The 20,380-nt window shown below is 42.0% G+C and carries 23 protein-coding genes and 1 pseudogene; 12 read left to right on the plus strand and 12 right to left on the minus strand.

From position 1 onward, the window contains the following. Positions 1-28: 28 nt before the first annotated feature. The 3 genes from WA1_RS32725 to WA1_RS32735 form a co-directional block, all read right to left on the minus strand. Complete coding sequence (locus WA1_RS32725) at positions 29-697, minus strand: DUF1361 domain-containing protein (protein ID WP_017747273.1); 669 nt, start codon at positions 695-697, stop codon at positions 29-31. 238 nt (positions 698-935) lie between these two features. Next, positions 936-2,378, minus strand: coding sequence for a hypothetical protein (locus tag WA1_RS32730; protein ID WP_017747272.1), 1,443 nt, complete (start codon positions 2,376-2,378; stop codon positions 936-938). A 147-nt stretch (positions 2,379-2,525) separates the two neighbouring features. Further along, on the minus strand, positions 2,526-4,397 hold the full coding sequence (locus WA1_RS32735) for an iron uptake porin (protein WP_017747271.1): 1,872 nt from the start codon (positions 4,395-4,397) through the stop codon (positions 2,526-2,528). 837 nt (positions 4,398-5,234) lie between these two features. Here WA1_RS32735 and WA1_RS32740 point away from each other — a divergent pair. Next, positions 5,235-6,770 (plus strand): flavin-containing monooxygenase, encoded by a 1,536-nt coding sequence (locus WA1_RS32740; RefSeq protein ID WP_017747270.1) that lies wholly within the window; start codon positions 5,235-5,237, stop codon positions 6,768-6,770. Positions 6,771-7,114: 344 nt separating this feature from the next. Here the strand turns inward: WA1_RS32740 and WA1_RS32745 are convergent, their stop codons facing one another. Both WA1_RS32745 and WA1_RS32750 read right to left on the minus strand, forming a co-directional pair. After that, positions 7,115-7,381: a hypothetical protein gene (locus WA1_RS32745; protein WP_017747269.1), complete on the minus strand. Its 267-nt coding sequence runs from the start codon at positions 7,379-7,381 to the stop codon at positions 7,115-7,117. A gap of 204 nt (positions 7,382-7,585) precedes the next feature. Next, positions 7,586-8,137 carry a hypothetical protein gene (locus WA1_RS32750; protein ID WP_017747268.1) on the minus strand — a complete coding sequence of 184 codons (552 nt, stop codon included), beginning with the start codon at positions 8,135-8,137 and terminating at the stop codon, positions 7,586-7,588. A 224-nt stretch (positions 8,138-8,361) separates the two neighbouring features. On the opposite strand from WA1_RS32750, the gene WA1_RS32755 reads away from it, so the two are divergent. The 5 genes from WA1_RS32755 to WA1_RS32775 all read left to right on the plus strand — a co-directional run bounded on the left by WA1_RS32755 (position 8,362) and on the right by WA1_RS32775 (position 11,945). Further along, positions 8,362-9,099: an energy-coupling factor ABC transporter permease gene (locus WA1_RS32755; protein WP_201789132.1), complete on the plus strand. Its 738-nt coding sequence runs from the start codon at positions 8,362-8,364 to the stop codon at positions 9,097-9,099. 27 nt (positions 9,100-9,126) lie between these two features. Continuing rightward, positions 9,127-9,489, plus strand: coding sequence for a PDGLE domain-containing protein (locus WA1_RS32760; RefSeq protein ID WP_026135083.1), 363 nt, complete (start codon positions 9,127-9,129; stop codon positions 9,487-9,489). Between the two features lie 56 nt (positions 9,490-9,545). Continuing rightward, the gene (gene cbiQ / locus WA1_RS32765; RefSeq protein ID WP_017747264.1) at positions 9,546-10,325 is read left to right on the plus strand and encodes a cobalt ECF transporter T component CbiQ; all 780 of its coding nucleotides are present in this window, start codon (positions 9,546-9,548) and stop codon (positions 10,323-10,325) included. A 109-nt stretch (positions 10,326-10,434) separates the two neighbouring features. Continuing rightward, the gene (locus tag WA1_RS32770) at positions 10,435-11,247 is read left to right on the plus strand and encodes an energy-coupling factor ABC transporter ATP-binding protein (RefSeq protein ID WP_017747263.1); all 813 of its coding nucleotides are present in this window, start codon (positions 10,435-10,437) and stop codon (positions 11,245-11,247) included. An 86-nt stretch (positions 11,248-11,333) separates the two neighbouring features. Next, positions 11,334-11,945, plus strand: a complete 612-nt coding sequence (locus tag WA1_RS32775; protein ID WP_017747262.1) for a Uma2 family endonuclease — start codon at positions 11,334-11,336, stop codon at positions 11,943-11,945. A gap of 333 nt (positions 11,946-12,278) precedes the next feature. Here WA1_RS32775 and WA1_RS32780 read toward each other — a convergent pair whose 3' ends face one another. The 5 genes from WA1_RS32780 to WA1_RS61885 all read right to left on the minus strand — a co-directional run bounded on the left by WA1_RS32780 (position 12,279) and on the right by WA1_RS61885 (position 15,261). Next, complete coding sequence (locus tag WA1_RS32780) at positions 12,279-13,109, minus strand: energy-coupling factor ABC transporter ATP-binding protein (protein ID WP_017747261.1); 831 nt, start codon at positions 13,107-13,109, stop codon at positions 12,279-12,281. Continuing rightward, positions 13,084-13,899, minus strand: coding sequence for a cobalt ECF transporter T component CbiQ (cbiQ, locus tag WA1_RS32785; RefSeq protein ID WP_017747260.1), 816 nt, complete (start codon positions 13,897-13,899; stop codon positions 13,084-13,086). Before cbiQ (WA1_RS32785) ends, WA1_RS32780 begins: the two co-directional genes overlap by 26 nt. Further along, a complete protein-coding gene (locus WA1_RS32790; RefSeq protein WP_017747259.1) occupies positions 13,883-14,185 on the minus strand; it encodes an energy-coupling factor ABC transporter substrate-binding protein in 303 nt (100 codons plus the stop codon). The genes cbiQ (WA1_RS32785) and WA1_RS32790 overlap by 17 nt, the downstream gene beginning before the upstream one ends. Before the next feature lie 38 nt (positions 14,186-14,223). Then, complete coding sequence (locus WA1_RS32795; RefSeq protein ID WP_017747258.1) at positions 14,224-14,991, minus strand: energy-coupling factor ABC transporter permease; 768 nt, start codon at positions 14,989-14,991, stop codon at positions 14,224-14,226. A 111-nt stretch (positions 14,992-15,102) separates the two neighbouring features. Next, positions 15,103-15,261: an HNH endonuclease gene (locus WA1_RS61885; protein ID WP_081402983.1), complete on the minus strand. Its 159-nt coding sequence runs from the start codon at positions 15,259-15,261 to the stop codon at positions 15,103-15,105. A 440-nt stretch (positions 15,262-15,701) separates the two neighbouring features. Between WA1_RS61885 and WA1_RS32800 the strand changes: the two genes are divergently transcribed. The 3 genes from WA1_RS32800 (at position 15,702) to WA1_RS32810 (ending at position 17,471) form a co-directional block, all read left to right on the plus strand. Further along, entirely contained in the window at positions 15,702-15,959 is a 258-nt protein-coding gene (locus tag WA1_RS32800; protein WP_017747257.1) for a hypothetical protein, read from the plus strand. Positions 15,960-15,981: 22 nt separating this feature from the next. Then, positions 15,982-16,173: a hypothetical protein gene (locus WA1_RS32805; protein WP_017747256.1), complete on the plus strand. Its 192-nt coding sequence runs from the start codon at positions 15,982-15,984 to the stop codon at positions 16,171-16,173. A 368-nt stretch (positions 16,174-16,541) separates the two neighbouring features. After that, on the plus strand, positions 16,542-17,471 hold the full coding sequence (locus WA1_RS32810; RefSeq protein WP_017747255.1) for an FTR1 family iron permease: 930 nt from the start codon (positions 16,542-16,544) through the stop codon (positions 17,469-17,471). Positions 17,472-17,682: 211 nt separating this feature from the next. On the opposite strand, the gene WA1_RS55695 is transcribed toward WA1_RS32810, so the two are convergent. Beyond that, positions 17,683-17,904, minus strand: a complete 222-nt coding sequence (locus WA1_RS55695; RefSeq protein ID WP_148662810.1) for a hypothetical protein — start codon at positions 17,902-17,904, stop codon at positions 17,683-17,685. A gap of 184 nt (positions 17,905-18,088) precedes the next feature. On the opposite strand from WA1_RS55695, the pseudogene WA1_RS32815 reads away from it, so the two are divergent. From WA1_RS32815 to WA1_RS32820, 3 genes and pseudogenes are all read left to right on the plus strand, one after another. Continuing rightward, a pseudogene (locus WA1_RS32815) lies at positions 18,089-18,709 on the plus strand (filamentous hemagglutinin N-terminal domain-containing protein); the annotation flags it as partial. Positions 18,710-18,833: 124 nt separating this feature from the next. Beyond that, the gene (locus tag WA1_RS57435; protein ID WP_017747253.1) at positions 18,834-19,004 is read left to right on the plus strand and encodes a hypothetical protein; all 171 of its coding nucleotides are present in this window, start codon (positions 18,834-18,836) and stop codon (positions 19,002-19,004) included. A 337-nt stretch (positions 19,005-19,341) separates the two neighbouring features. Next, positions 19,342-20,127 carry an MOSC domain-containing protein gene (locus WA1_RS32820; RefSeq protein ID WP_017747252.1) on the plus strand — a complete coding sequence of 262 codons (786 nt, stop codon included), beginning with the start codon at positions 19,342-19,344 and terminating at the stop codon, positions 20,125-20,127. A gap of 22 nt (positions 20,128-20,149) precedes the next feature. Here the strand turns inward: WA1_RS32820 and WA1_RS32825 are convergent, their stop codons facing one another. Continuing rightward, the gene (locus WA1_RS32825; RefSeq protein ID WP_017747251.1) at positions 20,150-20,377 is read right to left on the minus strand and encodes a hypothetical protein; all 228 of its coding nucleotides are present in this window, start codon (positions 20,375-20,377) and stop codon (positions 20,150-20,152) included. Between the last annotated feature and the right edge of the window lie 3 nt (positions 20,378-20,380).

Genomic DNA, 20,380 nt, shown 5'->3' on the forward strand with positions numbered 1-20,380 from the left:
CCCCGTCACTAAGCGTGCGGGGTGCTGACTAAATATTAGGCGGATCTGGGTTAACGTGCTTTGGGTTTGTAATCATATCACTTTTGCCTTGGCTGGTAAACCCCAAAGTCACGCGTTTCATAATCCAATGCAACACTGCTAGTACTCCAAAAGTAATAGCAATAATAACTAAAGGTTGTTTGCCCAAAATTTCTTCTATACCCTTGGTCAGCACAGTATCCAATTGAGTGACAAAATCCCAACTATTAAAACGCAAGAATCGCCCCCAATACACCCCAATGGCGCAGAGAGCATGAGTCGCCATCTCAACTCCTAAAATCCATTGGCTCTTGCCTATCCTATGTAGGTAATAACCTAAGTTAATTAAAGATATAACGTAAGCTTCAAATCCTGCTAAGATGACTAGTAGATACAGTGGTATGAGTACAAGGGTTATCATCCATATGGATTGGATTGTACGGACATCATCTATCAAGTGGATGACATCGGTTAACAAGTAAGGGGCATTAGGTAGAAAAGCAAAGAAAACTAGGAATCCCAGCCACCAAACCCAAGACCGTCCTCGCTTAACGCGAAATAGCCACACACTCAAAGCCAATGGTATAAATGCCAGAAATAGATTCCAAGTCATCCAACGCATATTAATTTGCAGGACTTGTATGACTCTGGCTATCAATTCAATCATTTCCTCTTTCATAGCTGCTTCCCTAAAAAGCGTGTAAATGGTTTAAAGACCCCATGTATTTTTAAGCTAGCTGATGATCTGACAAAACGTCATCAGGTAATTGGGCATTGGGCCTTGGGCATTGAAAACACCTTCTTCTTACTAACTATAAGGACAACTTTGCGAGATTAGAAGTTTCATCTCTGGAATGTTGCCCTTACTTAGCTATTATATTACTCGTTACCCACTTAGTTTAGTTTTTAAAATGGCATCAACGGAGCATCACTCGACTGCGGGGACCGATTGATGGTTTGGGTATATATATTTTTTTCCTGCACTGGGTTGAATTTTTCATGTTATCTCGCGAACATATAGCGGAAGCAAGGGTAGAGGGGTCAGTTCGACTCGTGTTTAAGGAATTTCCATTGCTAAACTCTACCTGAGGCAAAGTAGAGGGTGATGGAGAATTAGGCTCGTTGACATCTATGCTGGGTGTGGTCAAAGGTATCACATTGCTGTTATCAACGCTGTTATCAACAATGGGTGTAGTAGGTGCTGGTGTGAAATTACTAGCAATGGGTGTAGTAGGCGGTAGTGTGGGATTGCTAACAATGGGTGTGGTAGGCGGTGGTGTGGGATTGCTAACAATGGGTGTAGTAGGCGGTGGTGTGGGATTACTAACAACTGGTGGTAGGGGTGGCGGTGGTGTGGGATTGCTAACAACTGGTGGTGGTGGGGGCGGTGGTGTGGGATTGCTAACAATTGGTGGTAGGGGTGGCGGTGGTGTGGGATTGCTAACAATTGGTGTGGTAGGTGCTGGTGTGGGATTGCTAACAATTGGTGGTAGGGGTGGTGGGGGTGTGGGATTACTAACAACTGGTGGTGGTGGCGGTGGTGTGGGATTGCGAACGATGGGTGTGGCGTCTGTAGGTACTTTAATCGTCAATCTCACTAAAGGGCTGTTTGCCATTTTTAAGGACGTGACGCTTGGTTTACCTGGTATATCGGATCGCAAATCAAAGACTGTGGGACTTTCACCACCGTTGCGATCGCTATATCGAGGTCCTTGTCCGCTAACTTCAAATGTCCCCTGGTACTGCTGTCCTGTTTTTGGATCGGTCACAACACCAGTGTAAAAAGCTTTTGTCAGTCCAAACTCATCTTGAACGACACCTTGAAATTTTGTTTCTGGTATTTTGCCTTGGTAGCTATAAGGTGTTAGCTGACCATCTGATAGTGCTGGTGAAGAGAGAATGCCATCCAGTGAGATGACGGGAATTCCTTTAAAATCAACGTAGTACCCCAGGCTACCATCGGCGCGTGTTTGAACTTTAACAAAATTAGATGTGTATATGGGGACAAAATTAGGATTCTGCTTGGTGCCTATATTTCGCATATAAGTACCGTTGGAGTCAGTATCTATACGGGTGACCCTGTTGTTGAAGTTAGGGTTAAAGCTGGGGAGTTGAATAGTGCCTGAGAGTCTGCCTGTGCTTTGTATTGTTAATTGTGCGGCTGCTTTGGGAGCTTCTAAATTAATTATGGCTGAAACTAGGCTACAACTGCTAAGGAGGAGTAGACCTAATTTAGAGATTTTGTTTTTTGAACCGCAGATGAACGCTGATGGACGCGGATAGTTTGAATCTGCGTGTATTTGCGGATATATGCGGTTGCCGTTTTGAATTGGTTTTTGACCAGACGCAAGGAATTGCATTGGGAATGTGTTTGGTGGATTATAAAGTCATAAAAATCACGTCTGATTCTATGGGATGTGTTGGACTCACCCTTGTTGCCTGTTGATTGATTGCTGATTGTCTACGTATGCTTTAAAGCATTTGATTACATTTACACAAGTGTGAAATTAAAACCGGAAGGTTGCTCTCACTGTTCCAATAACTAAAGTGTCGTTGGCTGAGTTGTGATCTGGGTTGAAGAGAACTAGTAAGCCGGGAGTGATGGATAAATACTCATTCAATTGGGCGCGATAAAAAAGTTCTAAGTGTAATGCACTGTCGCTGCGTCCTCCTGGTGTTCCGCCTTCGGAAAAGTTGGGAAGATTGTATTCTTCTGGTAAGGTGCTGGAGGTAATTTTGGGTGGTTGACCGACGAGAATTCCTCCGAGATTACCTTGCCGGAGTAAGTTGGGAAATGCAGCAAATGCCATCCAGTTGGTTGTTTTTACGCTTCCAGAGAGTTCTTCTGGATTGGAAAAAGTCCAGCCTCCCCAACCACCTAACTGAAAGTTGGGATTGATGCGCCATGCTACAGTTGCTCCTACAGCATGAGTGTTGAAGGCAACGGGTGGTGCAAATGGAGAGATTAATTGAGCATCGCCGATACCAGTTCCTAACAAGCCATCGGGAGAGTGGGAGTAAAGATAATGAATGCCTACATCAATATTGTTGGTTGGTGCAAGGCTTAACTGAGCGCCAGCCGTATATCTACCACCAAAGAGTCCACCAGCTTGAGCATTATTGGGAAAACTGGGTATTTCCGCACTGTAGACTCCTTGTAAACTGATGCGATCGCTGATTTGCCAGTCAAAACCTATGCCGCCCGTACCGTTACCGATTGCCAAAATAGGATTGCGCTGACCAAATAAAGAGATAGCTCCTTCTCCAGAACCTTCTAAAGGGTTTATACCACGGAAGGTGTTGCTTGGGTTCACACCTGCTGTACCAACGACAATGCCAAAGTTATTGGAGACAGGGAATCGGTAAGACAACTCGTTAAGCACTAAATCTTTGTCTGTGTCTAGTTCATAACCCAAGCGTCCCATATTGGTAAATACAAATGGTGCATTAGAGCCTAAGTTTCCCGCAGTTAGACCAGTTAGGAGTAAATCTCTTCCCGTGAATGAAGTCGCAAGTGTTAATTGTACGTTATTTGCAAATGTGAAATTTGTTTGTGCGTTGCGTTCGGGTATACCGTCTCTAGGAAACAAATCAATATCAGCTTTGTTCGAGCCTTGCAAGCCAAAAATGACTTGTCCAACAAGTTTAGTTGTTGTGGAAAACTGGTTTTTTGCAACTTGTGATGTTCTGCCTTCCAAAGAAGCAACACGCTCTTGAATTGTCTTTAACTCCGCCTGAAATTCCAATTGCAGCTTTTCTAACAGAATTAAATCTTCGTTAGTCAGAGCGTCTTTTGTACTATTGCCAATCAATTCGCTGATTTTTTCCAAGCAAGCCGCTAATCCTGCAGCAAATTCATAACGATTGATAGCTCGATTACCTCGATAAGTGCGATCGGGATACCCAGCAATACAGCCATAGCGTTCTACTAAAGATTGCAAAGCACTAAAAGCCCAGTCAGAGGGTTGAATATCACCAAGTTGCGATACAGATGTCACTTGGGACATGGGATCGTTTTCTGGGGAATGAGGGAGTGAGGGAGAAAATTCTACCTTGTCCCCCTTGTCTTCCTTGCCCCTCCGTACTTCTACTGCTTGTACTAGGCTGTAGGGGGTTTGAGGATGTTTTTTCTCCGTAATATTACTGAATATTTTTTTACTTTCTATTTTTATGGCTAACGGGGCAGATTGAGGACTACCATCCAGTGGTAGAAATTCGGGTGGTGTCATTTCAGCAGGTTGAATAACTTGAGTTCCCTCCGCGATCGCCGATCCGTTCACCGCTTCTTTTACCTTAATTGGTGGCTGCTCTGGCAGTTTTGGGGCAGATGGTTGCCCTGCTGCCAACACGCCTGCCATTAGCAGACCAATGTCGCTCATTGTATTTATATATAAATTTAGACTTACATTCCTTTTGACAGAGAGAGGCATTGTCAACCCGGAATATTGCTTATTAATAAGTATTAATAATTACTAATAATAAAAATTGTGTTGCAGACACCAAGAGCAAAAAAGTAGCCCTGACATTGATGTCAGGCTAAAAGCTGAGACCATTAGAGATTTCCAGAAATTCATCGGGTGGTTCACCTGCCTACTTAGCGTTAATGGATAACTAAGGCGACGGTTTTTGGCATCGCTCAACTTTATATAAGGGACTTCCAAATAAAAAAATATCCCAAAATTTCTTGTGGTGCGGGCGTCCCCGCCCGCCACTAGCATAGGACGGGCGAGGACGCCCATCCCACAATCACCGGATAATTTATTTCTTGGAAGTCCCTAAGCTTGTGACTGCAAGGATTTTAGATTATTCGCTCACGAAAGTCATGGAAGAGCGATATACTAATAATCAATAATTTTAATTATTGTATCAATTAGGATAGAAATTCCATAGATTAAGGCATCATATAAAAATAAGTTGTACAAATCTTATCTAAAATAGATTGTAAATCTAGCTTTCACATAGCAAGTGTTCAAGTTCTTTTTACACAGATCCTAATAGGCTAATAACTTATGCAATACCTTAAAAAGAATATTACAGCAGTTTTCACCTAAATGAACCACATTATTGGTAGTGGCGCAATGCCTTGCGCCACTACATCTGTGGTCTATTTACCTGAAAATGGCTGTAAGTAAAGCTATTTCATAAGTTGAAAAAGTTCTCTGAAAAACAGGATATCTTGAAAAAAATCCAATGATTGCAAATATTAAATATCAAATATGATCTCTCAAAAAAACAAACGAATTGCAGTTATAGGCGCTGGTATATCAGGAATTGCGGCAGCAAACGTACTTAAAAAGAAGGAATATGAGGTTGTTGTTTTTGAGAAGTCTACAGAGATTGGTGGTGTTTGGGCTGTAGCATACCCGGAAGTTCGCCTTCAGAGCATCAGTGAACAATATTGTTTATCCGATTTTCCCTGGCCTTTCATGCCGGATTTACATCCCACATCAACCCAAATCTTACAATATTTGCGTGCAGCGGTCAATAATTTTCAGATTGATGTTCGTCTCAAACACGAAGTTCTTGCACTTGAAGAACTTGAGGATGGTTGGCGAGTGCAATACCAAAACAAAGATGGTTGTCACGAAGACACATTTGAATATGTTGTAGTTGCCATAGGTCAATATACGCAGAGAAAACATCGCCCAATATTTCCGGGAGAAGCGGAATTCACTGGTGAAGTTGTGACAGAACGAGATATCAAATCCCTCGACATTTTCAATGACAAGCGCGTTGCTGTTGTAGGATTTGGGAAGAGCGCTATCGACATGGCTGTGCTGGCGGCGCAGCGTGGTCGGCAGGTACACCAAGTATTTCGTACACCCAGATGGCTTTTGCCACAAAGGATTTTGGGTATCCACTATACTTACGCCTTATTCAATCGGATAAATTCTTTCATGATCCCAAGTTGGGCGCATCCAACTATGGCAGAGCGCTTTCTCCATAGCCGTCTCAATTTCATTGTCTCCGGTTTTTGGAGCCTGATCGAGTTAATTTTGCGGTTACAAATTCAACGTATCGGTTTTGGTCTCGACCAAGCTGCTGTAAGTAGATTAAAAGCCGTACAACCGACGCATTCTTTAGTGCTTGACATGCGTTCGTCCATGGCGTTAGCACCAGATGCTTATTATAGATTTGTGGCTGAGGGTCGGATACAACCACATCATACAAAATTGTCCGGTTTTTCTCAGGAAACGATAAAATTGGAGCAGGGGGAGGAAATCCACTGCGATGTCGTCGTATTATCTTTAGGTTCGCAGACTCCAGTTTTTCCCTTTCTGCCCGAAAAGTATCGACATCTGCTGGAGGTTCAAAAGGATGGTGTACAATTTTACCGACACTTAATCCACCCAAGAATCCCCAATCTTGCTTTTATAGGTTTCAATCATGGGTTTTTACACGTACCCGGCGTCGAAATTGGCACACTCTGGCTTTGCGCTTATCTAGAAGGAGCGCTTGAATTGCCCTCAGTCGAAAAGATGGAGCAAGACATTGAACACGTCCGCCAATGGAAAAACGCACATATCCACTTTGAACCCGCACGTGGATCTGGGGTTAACGCCCGTTACCAGAAATATATAGACATCTTGCTTCGAGATTTAGAGGTTTCGACCTATAGAAAAATGCCCAATATTTTTGCGGAGATTTTTGACAGATACAATTGCTCTGACTACAAAAATGTAGTTGAAGAATATAACCGCAAGAGAAAAAGCCGGACAACACCTCTGCGTCCGCTTGCAGTTAGGACATGACATGACATTCTATAGGGTAATAGCAAAACGGTACTTACCTATTAGAAAATAGCGCTCAAATTAAAATAGAACTTACGCACGCTCTACGAATTCTTGGCGCTCTTGGCGTCTTGGCGGTTCGATAAATCAAAGTTTCTAGCAATTTTTGCGTAAGCCCCGTAAAATTCATCTTCAAGTTGCTTTATACTAACTTTTATGAACTACAAACAATATTAAAGAATCAATAAATAAGGAGCATCAGTGCGCTCAAAGCTAGTAAGTTTTTGATTATGTTGGTGGTGCAGTTGAAAAGATGGTATGCAACGCCAGATAAACAACAGTCCCACCCACACCTTTTGAAGAACTTATTCGATGACTAGATCCGGTTCTTCACAGAAGTTAAATAGGACTGGCTCAGTTTCTGATTCATCTTCAAATACAGTACTAATATACCATTCACAGGGCGAATCATTCGTATATTCAGCCCAAGCAATTGTGACTGTTTCACCTGAGGGAATTCCCTCATCACTCAGGGTAAATTGAGACCACTCTTCATCATCAACAGATGCCCACAACTCTGTAATTGCTTGTCCAGTTTGATTAGTGACGGTAAACGTAAATTGGTCTGACATGGATATTCTGCCTTTTTTGATAACTACATTGCATCGTTTCAGCCACCGATTATAGCCTGTTTTTTTTCAGTTGCTATAGATTTGGATTAAATAAATATCACTGCGATAGTAGTAATATTACTGAGTAGAGACAGAGAGGAGAAGGTAAGAATGCATAATACGTAATTTCTAATGTACTTTCCTAATCCCTAACCCCTCTTTGCTCTATTCTGGCTGGTTACAGTACTTATTCAAATCTGATGCCGCACCATCTAACTGCTTAGCAGCATTTGCTGCTGCTGTCAGGGCTGTATCGATATCTCCTCTCGCCTTTTGAATTTTGACTCGACCTTCTGATGAATTTTTTGCTACCTTAGCAGAACCCAAAGCTTGACCTGCTTGAGCAATCGATTTGCTAACAGTCTCAAACACCTTGACAAAACGGTTCTGAAATTCCTGTAGCTTCGGATCTTTGAAGTTCTGTTCTTCAATCTCTTTACTTACAGCTTGCAAATCCTTTGATAGTTGTATGCTGGTTATAACCTGCTGCCCTTTATTCTTATCAATAAGCTCAGTTCCTTTGTTAACCACTTCCATCAATCGTTGACACTGATTAACTTTGCTTTCATTACAAGCAGTCATGAGAAAAGCAATACTCAAGCTGATAGGAAAAATAACAGTATATTTACTTAAGATAAACATATTCAGTATCGTTATAGATCGAACCCAGATAATAATACCCAAAGATTTAACGGTTCTCACCATTGTTCCTGTCATTGTTATCAATTAGCAAGCAATTTCTTATAACCTAGGTATGAAAAGGTAATTTTTTGCTTATCCCCAATCCAAAATCCAAAATCCAAAATCCAAAATCCAAAATCCAAAATCCCCAAATCCCCCCCCATCGCATTGAAATCTAAAGAAACTCTAAGCTTAACTAGAAGTTTACGGATATCGCATAATCTGTCTAAAGAAAATCGTTAAATTACGGATATACAATCGTGTTGGCTTTTATTTCATACTCAGGATGGATGCATGGGATATTTCAACTCCATCTAGGATTGCATATTCCGGATGGCTTTTTGAATTTACCTGTTATCGCTGTAACTTGGGCGATCGCGATCGCATTGATTGCTGTTTCGCTGTCAAAATCGCAAGCAGAATACCAGGAAAGAGCTGTACCCCTTATGGGAGTGTGTGCGGCTTTTATCTTTGCTGCTCAAATGATTAATTTCCCGATTCCTGGAGGCACTTCCGGGCATCTTTTGGGCGGAACTTTAGCGGGAGCTTTATTAGGTCCCTGGGCTGGTTCCTTGGTGATGGTAGCCGTTTTTATTGTCCAAAGCGTCTTTTTTCAAGATGGCGGTTTGACAGTGTTAGGAGCTAATATCCTGAATATGGGCTTAATTGGGACATTTGCAGGTTATTACTTATACAAAGCTATCCGAATCGCCATAGGTCGCAATAAACTATCAGGCATGGTGGTTGGCGCGGCGGTTGCAGCCTGGACAAGTGTAGTTGTAGCCGCACTTGTGTGTGCAGTACAACTAGCCATATCTGGAACAGTTCCGTTATCAGTAGCATTGACAGCAATGACAACTTGGCACATACTTATCGGTATCGGTGAAGCCGCAATCACTGTGATCTCACTTTCGTTTATTTGGCGGACTCGACCCGATATGTTCTACGATCCCCCACGCAAATCTGTTGTCTCTCGACCTTTGTCTCCACATCAATAACGATTAGAGAGTAATTTGAGAAATCTTATGAGTCACAATATGATAAGCGATCGCAATCGTGCTTTCGTCATAGCAGGTTTGGGTGTTGCCCTACTGATTGCAATTTTCCTCTCTCCTTTTGCCAGCAAAGATCCCGATGGCTTAGATCGAGTCTCCCAGGATCTCAAATTTGAAGATAAAGCAGTTGAAGATGCACCAGCTAAAAAACTTCCCTTCCACTCTTTTTTTGATGAATACGCTCTTAGAGGTGTCCCAGAAGGTCTAGCTACCCCCATTGCTGGGGTAGTGGGAACTCTAGCAACTTTTGGTTTGGCTTGGGGAATTGGCAAACTCGTTGTCCGTGGTTCAAGTTCATCTCACCCCGAGTATGATGATTCCAACGAAGTATGAAGTATAAACTGTGAAGGATGAAGGAAGCAAAAGATGAAGGAAGCAAAAATCGTTAGATGCTGCTGCATATTGGGGCAATAGCTCTTGATGTCGATAGTAAAAAGTTCACACCCTGGCACCAACTTGCTCCCCGTACTCGCATCCTATGTACGTTGATGCTCGTTTTTGCCACAGTCATAACCCCGAATGGACATTGGTGGACTTGGTTAATTTATGGCTTGGCTGTGGTAGGCGTCATATTACTCAGTCAAGTTACCCTCAGGGTGCTATTGAAACGGTTAGCCGTTGAGTTCAGGTTTATTGGTGTCGTCCTTCTAGGAACTTTATTCCGAAGAGGTGATACGGTACTTTGGGCTTGGGGTCCGCTACAAATCACTACTCTAGGGCTGATTGTTTTGGGTAGTGTAACGTTCAAGACATTACTCTCACTGTTGATGTTGAATTTGCTGACTCTAACAACTTCAGTACCAGCGCTACTCAATGCCCTGATAGAACTGCGAACCCCACCACTGTTAGTAGCAATTTTGGCATCAATGTATCGCTACATTAACGTTTTAATTAACGAGTTTAACACCATGAGACGAGCCGCCGCATCTCGCAACCTTATGAGCAGCAACAGTAATATCAGGTTAGTCGTTGGCAACACAATTGGATCTTTGTTCATCCGCACTTACGACCGAGGTAACCGCATCCATCAAGCAATGCTGTCACGCGGTTATCAAGGAGTCCCACCAATAGAACAAGTACCGCAGGGTGGACGACGTGATGCGATCGCTCTCACTTTAACGCTAATTGTGTCACTTTTTGGACAAGTTATTTATTTGGTTAGTGGTTAGTGGTTAGTGGTTAGTGGTTAGTAGCTAACTATTGTACGGGCGCAATGCCTTGCGCCCCTACTAACAACCAACAACTAACAACCAACAACCAACAACTAACACTTCAACAATGCATCATAATCCAGTCACTATTACAAATCTAAGCTATACCTACCCTGATGGGACTCAAGCCCTTAAGGAAATTAATCTATTTATCAAACCAGGAGAACGAGTTGCATTGATTGGAGCAAATGGATCGGGAAAATCTACCTTACAGTATCACCTCAATGGCATTATCTTGCCTCAAGAAGGAGAGGTGACTATTGGTGAATGGGTTGTCAAACCTGAAAATTTGCGAGAAATTCGGAATTTTGTGGGGCTAGTATTTCAAAATCCAGATAACCAGTTATTTATGCCAACAGTATGGGAAGATGTTGCTTTTGGTCCGATGAATTTGGGATTGCGAGATAAGGAACTCAAAGAGCGCGTTCTTCAAGCAATGGCAGCAGTCGATATCGATCTAGAATGGTATGGACAGCGAAATACTGATAATTTGTCTGGGGGTGAAAAAAAACGTATTGCGATCGCAGGGGTTTTAGCTATGAACCCGCAGGTTTTGGTATTTGATGAACCTTCTGCTCAATTAGATCCGCGATCGCGCCGTCAGTTAATTGATTTACTACAAACTTTACCTCTTACTCAACTGATTGCCACTCACGATTTAGATTTAGCCTTAGAGCTTTGTTCGCGGACTATTGTATTAAGTAGGGGACAAATTGTGTTTGATGGTAAGACTGAGAAGGTGATGAACAATTCGGAATTTTTGCGGGATCATGCTCTAGAACCACCTCTAAGTTACAGTCGTCCTTATTGTCTCATTGAACACGCACCTACAGCTCCATCTAAAGCGTCGGTACAGCGATCGGTTGTTCAAAATCTGTAATTAGACAAATTCTTAAAATAATTAAAACCTTGATTCAGTACACTAACAGCTAAAATTAAAAGATTCCTTTTTAAAAGGAGATATCTATGACCCAAGCCATACCAAAATTAGTCACTTTTGAAGAATTTTTGAAATGGAAGCCTGAAGTAGGTCGATACGAACTGCATAATGGAGTAATTGTTGAGATGCAACCAACGGGACCACATGAACGAATCAAAGGTTTTTTAGCTTCTGAATTAACTGTTGAGTATAAACGGTTGAAATTGCCTTACTTCATACCCAATCAAGCACTAGTAAAACCACCTGGAAGTGAATCAGGGTATTTACCGGATATCTTGATAATAAATGACGAAAATTTAGCAGCAGAACCATTGTGGGAAAAAGAATCAACAGTTACTCAGGGTGCATCAGTTCCTCTGGTTATTGAAGTCGTCAGTACTAACTGGCGTGATGATTACTTGAAAAAGTTCGCTGATTATGAAGAAATGGGTATTCCTGAGTACTGGATTGCGGACTACGCTGCTTTGGGTGGCAAACTTTTCATCGGCAATCCCAAGCAGCCCACTCTCTCGATTTATGAATTGATTGACGGTGAGTATCAGCGAGTGACGCAGTTTCGCGGAGACGATCGCATGATCTCACCGACTTTTCCTGAATTAAATTTGACCGTGCGGCAAATTTTTCCAGCAAAAATTTAGGGAGTATCCCAATTTGGCAGATTGCCCTCAGAATGGAAGCATCCCGTTTTGGCAAAAGCCTGCAAGAATGGAATTCTGGGGCTATACATATACAAACAAAGTCCACCTACGTGGACTTTTATATTAAGTCCGCGTAGGCGGACGAGCGTTTCGCGATCAATACTGCGTAGGTTTTGGGTAAAAATCCGAAAATACGTAGGTTGGGTTGAGGAACGAAACCCAACATTTACAGGACATTGTTGAGTTTCCCCAAGGGGAAAGCCCAACCCACAAAATTCTTATCCGAGTAGTATTGGTTTCGCGATTACGAACATTGCTTGGTGTTGTTTTCTGTCACAAATAACGGAATGACTTTAAGATTCGTTGTCGCAACTGTTCTAACGCAGGCTCTTCTTCAACGATCCCATTAGCAAATAATAGCTCATATATGAGCGGTACTCCTAACTGTAACTCTTCTAAAATATCCTGTTTTGCAAATATATACTGTGGCGTTCCTTCTAAGACAAGTTGCCCTTTATCCATAACAAAAACCCAGTCTGCCCAACGGTAAACTAAGTCTAAGTCGTGGGTGGCCATCAGAGTTGTTGTTCCAGAAACATGAATCTTTTTTAGAGTTACCATTAGGTTCCTGGTATGTAATTTATCTAGGTAAGCTGTAGGCTCATCTAGCAACAGTAACTCAGGTTGTAATACCATAACATCTGCTATAGAAACTCGTTTTTTTTGTCCCAAACTCAGATGATGAACTGGTCTTTCTGCAAGTTCAGTTAACCCAAACTCTACTAAAGCTTGTTCAACTTTGTGTTGAATTTCTGCTTCTGGTAACCCTAAGTTACATAAACCGTAAGAAATGTCTTCCTCAACAGTAGAAGCAACTAACTGTTGTTCTGGATCTTGAAAAATCAACCCGACTTTTTGTCTTAATTGTATTAAAGAATTGCGGTCATACTTGAGATGGTTACCTTTCCAAAGTATGCTTCCCTTTTGACTTTTGTATAAACCATTAGCTAACAAAAATAGTGTGGTTTTACCACAACCATTCAGACCAATTAATGCACATCTTTTATTGGCAGGAATTCTAAGTGTTAGTCCATTCAAGGCAGGTTGTTTTCCGCCTGGATAGGTATAGTAAACTTGCTCAAATTCGAGTAACCATTCCTGCATAGTATCCCCATTCCAAACCGATCAATAATGCACAGCCAAAAATTGCTTCCATAATAAAGCGCTTGGATTGATGATAGCGATGGGGATGCCAAACCCGCAATTCTTCACTAAAACCTCGTGCTGCAAGACTTAAAGAAACTTGACGATAATTCTTTATAGTTCGATTGAGCAGCTGTCCTATCAACAGCGCCAAGCTTTTCATGCCAACGGAAAAGGTACGATAGCCGCCACGTGCTTGTTGGGCAATCCATAACTCAGTCGCCGTATTTAATAGTACAAAAATAAAGCGGTACATGAGTAATAAAAGCTCAGTTACAAGCACTGGAACTCCCATACGACGGAAAATGTGTAACAGTTCGGTGAAGGGAATAGTGAGTATAATAAAGTACAAGCAAGAACCAGAGGCAAGCGATCGCGACAAAATGGTTAATCCTTGCTCAATACCCCGATGACTAATATATAAATAATAAGAACCAAAAGTGACACCAAAAATTGAGTCGCTTTGCTGCACTATATGAATGTGAGCAATATCAACTCCATTGATGGCTAAAGCTGGAAAACTAGTCAGCCAAAATAAAGCGGCAAAATAAACTAGGTTCAAATAAGTTTTAATAGGAATTCCTGCATAAAGCACTATCCAAATACTTATCCAAACCGCAATCAGAACTTGAACAAGTGGATGGGCAACGGTAGAAATAAGTAACAGAGCAGTAGCAAATAGTAATTTTTGCTCTGGTGGCAACCAACGCAAGCGATTAGTATAAGCTAATGTATCAATGTGAATTTTCATTCTCCTTCTTACTGAGTTCCGAACGCCCCTTATATAATCCAATAACATAGCCAATTGCACCTGCGCCTGCTGCTGCTTGTACGGCAAACAATAGACTTTCTACTTCTTTCCCAGGCAACTCAATTAAAGGATTGAACCAAGGTTTATACTGGGGCTGTATCTCTTTGATAGCCTCTTCTGCTTGACCATCTGCACCGCCAAATTCCGAGTCTTGCTTTACAATCAACGGTGCGATCGTTAATACAACTACTGCTAGTAGCAATAGCCAGTTATTCCATTTTTTCATTGGTCAGTAGTTAGTTGTTAGTTGTCACTGGTCACTGGTCACTGGTCACTGTTTATTAGATTTAACATTTTTAGTTCCTCACGACCATAGCTAAAAAGCCAGTTCCATACCAACACTGTTAACAATCCTTCACTAATAGCTAAGGGTACTTGCGTGACAGCAAAGATTCCAGCAAATTTGACAAATGAAGCGATAAAACCACCTGTAGTCGCTGGAAATGCTAAAGCTAATTGTATGGAGGTAATCAGATATGTTATCAAATCTGCTAGAGATGCTGCTAGAAATATCGCTAACCTTTGTTTACCAGTTTGCATGACCAAGCGATACACCCAAAAAGCGACGAATGGTCCGGCGATCGCCATTGAAAATGCATTGGCTCCTAGTGTAGTCAAGCCGCCATGGGCTAGCAACAGTGCTTGAAATAACAGAACTAAACTACCCAGCACTGACATGGCTAATGGTCCGAAGAGGACTGCACCCAATCCCGTACCTGTGGGATGGGAACTGCTTCCTGTTACTGAGGGCATTTTTAATGCTGATAGTACAAAGGTAAAAGCTCCGGCCAATGCTAAGAGTAACTTTAGTTCTGGAGTGGCTTTGGTAATGCGAGTTAGCGATCGCAACCCCAGAACAAAGAACGGTAGTGCTACTACCCACCAGAAAATTGCCCACCCCAATGGTAAAAAACCTTCCATAATATGCATAGCGTAAGCTGGTTTGGGTAGGCACACAATTAAGTAGAAGCTTACGGCTGCTATTAAGATAAGATTTACAAAGTTTGATGAGTTTTTTAATTTAAGAGCCATTTTTGACACAATATGTACCTGCAGATGCGTAAGCGGGTAAGGTTTGAGGGTCGCCCCTCGCCCCTCCCCTAAGAACCGTGCGTGACTGTTTCCAATCACACGGCTCAAGCCTTACTTCAAGCTAGTTATCTTGGATTTGGAATGTACCTGCTTGTGACACGGAGTGTGTAAGTGCTTGAGGTTTTCTGAGTCGTCAGAACCACCCTCAGCCACAGGTACTATGTGATGAGTTTCTATTGGTTCTCCGTTGAATAGGTTATCACCACACACAGGGCTTCTGACCGATTGAGCTAAAAGTTTAAGTTTAAATCGGTGCGGGTTCTAACTCAAGAAGAATTATGAGCGGCAGAGGTTCCCCATCCCTGTTCCCAAGCACAAGCGAGGAGAACTTTAGTCAATAATAATCAAAAATTATCATTTTTACGAAAAGCTATAAATTAATTAATTTTTTGAGGGTAGATTTTTTTCGTAAAAGTATGTATTCTCAGATAAGTGTGTAAAGCGCGTGTAAAGTGCGTGCTCCCTAAGTGAAGTTTCTCTTAAGTATCAGGGAACCCATTTACCTAATGGGAGAGGGCTTCTTTTGACAGTTCCCAGTGTTCAGTTCTCAGTTATCAGCTTTTATATCTGTTGTTTGTTCACTGTTTGCTGATTAAAGGTTTTCCTCCATCATCAATAGCTGCTTCTTGAACACCAAATGAGGATTTATTATGGTGCGAGATTCGCGTGTTGATTCAGGTTTTGGGGAGTTTCCAAAACATTTACATATTTCCAAAGTTCTGGTCTATCGCAGTAAAGCAATGCTGTTTTTGGTAGGGTGGTTTATCAGTTGGATAGTTCTCTCTTTTATGTGGAGAAACCAACCAATTAGAACCAAAACAATATTTGTTTGGATGTTACTTTTAGTCATTGTTGCCACTGCTATGAGTTGGCATCCTCTATTCCCATCTCTACAAATAGTCCAATAAAAATGCATGAAGGAATTGAGGAATGCAGAGACCAACAAAACAAAGCTTGATTGGAATAATACAGAAAAATATGTGGATGTTGATAGGAATTTTTGCTCTCATACCTGTCATGTATCATATTGCTACAATTCCAATCCATCAGGAAGATTTTTTCAGATCTCATGTCAACTATTTGATTAAAGAGGAGGTCATTAAACAACCTTCTCTCAAATAACGTTCTCTTTGCACAACATATGGCATTTTATTTCTCCCAGTTTTAAATGCACCCCCTTAATAACCGAATTCGGTTATTAAGGGGTTTTTTACAGTGACCAGTAGGTTGGGTTGAGGAACGAAACCCAACATTGACAGGCATTTGTTGAATTTCTCCCCAGCGCTCCCAACCCACAAAAATTCTTATCCAAGTAGTATCGATCGCTGACCAGTAAACAGTGACCAGTGACCAATAATATCCCCTTATGATTTAGTCCGCGTAGGCGGACTTCGTTTGTGTAGCTGTGATTTCCAATCACTTGGTGTTTTTTCAAATTGGGATACTCTCTATTTATAAGTTCCTGAATTCTGAATCAATTTCTTTTTTCCATGAATATTAGTTCTGCCTTACCTACGTTTGTCATTACACTCCGAGAAGGAGTGGAAGCCGCTCTTGTTGTTGGGATCGTACTGGCTTTGCTAGACAAAGCAAAGCAATCTCGCCTTAATCCATGGGTTTATGCTGGTATTGTTACTGGTGTTGCTATCAGCGCCCTGATAGGTTTTCTCTTCACTTGGGTTATCCAAGCCCTAACCGCAATTAATCCTCAGTATACCCCTGTAGTTAAACCATTGATGGAAGGTGTATTTAGCGTATTGGCGATTATCATGCTTAGCTGGATGCTGATTTGGATGACCAAACAAGCTAAATACATGAAAGCTCAAGTTGAGGGATCTCTCTCTAGAGCCTTAAAACAAGACTTAAATGCTGGTTGGGGTGTTTTTACTCTCATCTTAATTGCTGTTGTACGTGAGGGCTTTGAAACTGTACTGTTTATTGCTGCTAACTTTCAACAAGGTCTCATTCCTGCTATTGGTGCTATTGCTGGTATCATAGTGGCAGCCATCATAGGTGTACTGTTATTTAAGTTGGGTGTTAAAATCAACATTCGGCAGTTTTTTCAGGTCATAGGTGTTTTACTGGTACTGATTGTAGCTGGGCTAGTTGCAACAGCGTTGCTTAAGTTCGATCGCGCAACTGCGGCTTTTGCCATTAGTAATCCTGCTTCTGAAAGTTTCTGTTTCTATTACGATCGCTTTACCGAAATCCACTCTTGTATACTTGGTCCAATGGTGTGGAACACTGCTAATATTCTTCCCGATCGCGAATTTCCTGGTGTTGTGCTTAAATCTTTGTTTGGCTACAGAGAACATCTCTATCTCGTGCAAGCCATTGGATATGTTGTGTTTGTAGTGACTGTTGGAGGTTTATATTTCCGCACCCTCCTGGGCACAGATAGTGTAAGCACTAAAAATTAGCTACTCTTACAGAAATAGGGATTGATTAGTAGGGAACTGCAAACAAGAAATCATCCCCGGAATGTGGGATGGGCGTCCTCGCCCGTCCCTTATAAATAGCAAGCGGTGAGTCTAGTAGTCCACCACACCAACGCCTGCTAGGTTATTAAAAAACCACAAAGACGCTCATAGCACAAAGTAAGAGGGACATATGATGAGTTTGAATGTGGTTTTACCTAGCAAACTTAGTGTGGCGAAGTACTATGCCTACGAGCGTCGGCACGCTATGTGCAAGGCATGCTACGCGAACGCTAGATACAGAGTATTTTTTATCGCTAAATACAGAGCATTTTTTATCCCGATCTGCGATCGCAGATCGCCGTCTACGCATTTCCCAAGACTGTGGGCGATCGCCGCCCGTGGGACGCTCCTCAGGAACAGACACGTACTCCACTAGATGTACTTTTTACACATAAAAAGGCGATCGCTATCAAACATAAGTCCTTGCTAGCCTGTGTTATACTGTGCAACGCCGCACAGAAAAGTTTTTGTTGGTTAAAAAAGTCACTAAATATCTTCTCAAAAATCAAAAACTCCCTGAGAATGAGAACTGGTGGTAGGTATCAACGGAGGGTGCGATGTTTGTCAAGTCTTTGAGTGGGCGCTGGTTTTGTGGATTGGGTATAGTAGGTAGCGCGATCGTGTTGTCAGCTAATTGTTCAGAAGCACAAATCATTCCGGATAACACTCTGGGGGCTGAAAGTTCAGTCGTGACTCCCAATGTCGTTATCAGAGGGATACCCAGCAATCGAATTGATGGAGGTGCTACAAGAGGGGCAAACCTGTTCCACAGTTTTCAGGACTTCAATATTGGTGAAGGTAGAGGTGCTTATTTTTCAAATCCAGTAGGCATTGCAAACATTCTCAGTCGCGTCACTGGGAGTAATCCCTCAAACATTCTGGGGAGACTCGGTGTGTTGAGTAATGCCAACCTGTTCTTTATAAATCCCAATGGCATTATTTTTGGACAGAATGCCCGATTGGATGTGGGTGGTTCATTTTTAGCAAGTACGGCAAATAGTCTAGTCTTCGATCAAAATTTTGAGTTTAGCACTACAAATCCGCAAGCACCGCCACTGTTAACAGTAAAAGTTCCCAATGGCTTGCAGTTTGGAGACAATTCTGGAAGCATCAGAACTCAATCTACTGTTCTTCAGGTTCCGCAAGGAAACACTTTAGCACTGGTAGGTTCTGAGGTGCGTCAATGTTAATTCATCAGGTGTTGGCAATGCTGGTGGGATCGAAATAAAAACGAATAACCTTTCTCTCACTAATGGTGGACAAATTGGTGCAAGTATCTTTGGAAAGGGGAATGGTGGACGTGTGATTGTTAATGCGACTGGTACTATCAGAGCAGACGGTGGAAATAAGAATGAAGCCACCGGAATTTTTAACGATGTTGAGAAAACAGGTGTGGGTAATGCTGGTGGGATCGAAATAAACACCAATAACCTTTCTCTTCTTAATAATACTCAGCTATCTGTTGTATTGTAGCCCATCCGTCATTTTTCCAGAATGCTTGAAACAAACAGTTAGTGAAAGCTCAAGTCAACTTCCGTCTATTTTTCTGTAAAAGAATGCAAGGTTTACGTAAAACTTGCCACTTCTTGATAAAACTTTACATTAAAAGTAATATTTAGGAACTCCCTTTATATAGCGGTTTTCAGTTGGCTGCAATACATTAATAATGATTTTGTGGAAAGGGCGGGACGCCCGTTTTAGGCGGGCATCTTGCCCGCCCCACAAGAACTGTATTGGGTTCAAGTGAAAAGCGCTATATCTATCAGTCCACCGCTCTACCACTACTAACAACTAACAACTAACCCCTCAAATGATTCGCGTCAAACAGTTGTTTATTCACCCATTTAAAGGATTAACTCCCCAAAAGTGCGATCGCGTTGAGTTGCGCTCCGAACATGGCATACCGGGAGATAGAGCTTTTGCCTTAATGTTTGATGATGAGGGCAAATACTTTGAACCCACAACAGTCCCGTGGATGAAGAAGCAACACTTTGCCATGCAAAATGATTGGTCGGGCCTAGCAGCACTCGATTGTTCTTATGAGCCAGAAACAGGGATTTTGACAGTCAAACGTAAAGGCGTGGAGTTATTAGTTGCTGATACACATAGCCCCACTGGACGCGATCGCATTGGTAGTTTTTTCACCGGGTACTTAGCAGGAATTTATCCCAGTCAAACCGCCAGACACCCACATCGCACACCCATAAAGATTGTGGGTGATTTTGGCAAAACTCGCTATCCAGACAGAGAAGCGGTACATATTTCCTTAGTGAGTCAAGCAACTATTGACAACTTGAGTGAGTTAGCTGGGCGTTCAGTAGATGTGCGCCGCTTCCGTCCCAATATTGTTTTAGATGGTGTCCCTGCTTGGGGAGAATTTGACTGGTTGGGAAAAGAAATGCAACTCGGTACAGCCCGAATTGTTGTTACAGACCGAATCCGTCGATGCTTAAATATAGAGGTGAATCCTGAAACAGGAGAGAGAGACACTGCCTTACTTCCTTTGCTACAAAAAAATTTTCAACATACGCAAACTGGTGTGTTGGCACGGATTGTAACCAGTGGTAGTGTGGCAGTTGGAGAGCTTCTAGAGTAATTCTAAGTACTTATGCGTGTTTCTAGCGTATTGATTCAATAATAACTGTTGTTGCTATTAAACAAAGCAAGAGAAGACCCAAGCGCCAAACACTAGCAATCACAAACCTCAGTAGAAATATAGCAAAACTTGCTGCACCAAAAGTCAGTGATAAAACGTAGGCGATCGCAAACCCAAATAGAAACAGGAAAAAATATTTGAGGAACCTAGAAGCCAAGTTAAATAAACGGCTGTGTCGATCGTTGTTCATGAT

Source organism: Scytonema hofmannii PCC 7110 (assembly GCF_000346485.2).
Classification (GTDB): domain Bacteria; phylum Cyanobacteriota; class Cyanobacteriia; order Cyanobacteriales; family Nostocaceae; genus Scytonema; species Scytonema hofmannii.

Coding starts and splice junctions, on each gene's coding strand:
- WA1_RS32725 (WP_017747273.1), bottom strand. CDS start 697: ATGAAAGAGGAAATGATTGAATTGATAGCCAGAGTCATACAAGTCCTG.
- WA1_RS32730 (WP_017747272.1), bottom strand. CDS start 2,378: ATGCAATTCCTTGCGTCTGGTCAAAAACCAATTCAAAACGGCAACCGC.
- WA1_RS32735 (WP_017747271.1), bottom strand. CDS start 4,397: ATGAGCGACATTGGTCTGCTAATGGCAGGCGTGTTGGCAGCAGGGCAA.
- WA1_RS32740 (WP_017747270.1), top strand. CDS start 5,235: ATGATCTCTCAAAAAAACAAACGAATTGCAGTTATAGGCGCTGGTATA.
- WA1_RS32745 (WP_017747269.1), bottom strand. CDS start 7,381: ATGTCAGACCAATTTACGTTTACCGTCACTAATCAAACTGGACAAGCA.
- WA1_RS32750 (WP_017747268.1), bottom strand. CDS start 8,137: ATGACAGGAACAATGGTGAGAACCGTTAAATCTTTGGGTATTATTATC.
- WA1_RS32760 (WP_026135083.1), top strand. CDS start 9,127: ATGAGTCACAATATGATAAGCGATCGCAATCGTGCTTTCGTCATAGCA.
- cbiQ (WP_017747264.1), top strand. CDS start 9,546: ATGCTGCTGCATATTGGGGCAATAGCTCTTGATGTCGATAGTAAAAAG.
- WA1_RS32770 (WP_017747263.1), top strand. CDS start 10,435: ATGCATCATAATCCAGTCACTATTACAAATCTAAGCTATACCTACCCT.
- WA1_RS32775 (WP_017747262.1), top strand. CDS start 11,334: ATGACCCAAGCCATACCAAAATTAGTCACTTTTGAAGAATTTTTGAAA.
- WA1_RS32780 (WP_017747261.1), bottom strand. CDS start 13,109: ATGCAGGAATGGTTACTCGAATTTGAGCAAGTTTACTATACCTATCCA.
- cbiQ (WP_017747260.1), bottom strand. CDS start 13,899: ATGAAAATTCACATTGATACATTAGCTTATACTAATCGCTTGCGTTGG.
- WA1_RS32790 (WP_017747259.1), bottom strand. CDS start 14,185: ATGAAAAAATGGAATAACTGGCTATTGCTACTAGCAGTAGTTGTATTA.
- WA1_RS32795 (WP_017747258.1), bottom strand. CDS start 14,991: ATGGCTCTTAAATTAAAAAACTCATCAAACTTTGTAAATCTTATCTTA.
- WA1_RS32800 (WP_017747257.1), top strand. CDS start 15,702: ATGGTGCGAGATTCGCGTGTTGATTCAGGTTTTGGGGAGTTTCCAAAA.
- WA1_RS32805 (WP_017747256.1), top strand. CDS start 15,982: ATGCAGAGACCAACAAAACAAAGCTTGATTGGAATAATACAGAAAAAT.
- WA1_RS32810 (WP_017747255.1), top strand. CDS start 16,542: ATGAATATTAGTTCTGCCTTACCTACGTTTGTCATTACACTCCGAGAA.
- WA1_RS32820 (WP_017747252.1), top strand. CDS start 19,342: ATGATTCGCGTCAAACAGTTGTTTATTCACCCATTTAAAGGATTAACT.
- WA1_RS32825 (WP_017747251.1), bottom strand. CDS start 20,377: ATGAACAACGATCGACACAGCCGTTTATTTAACTTGGCTTCTAGGTTC.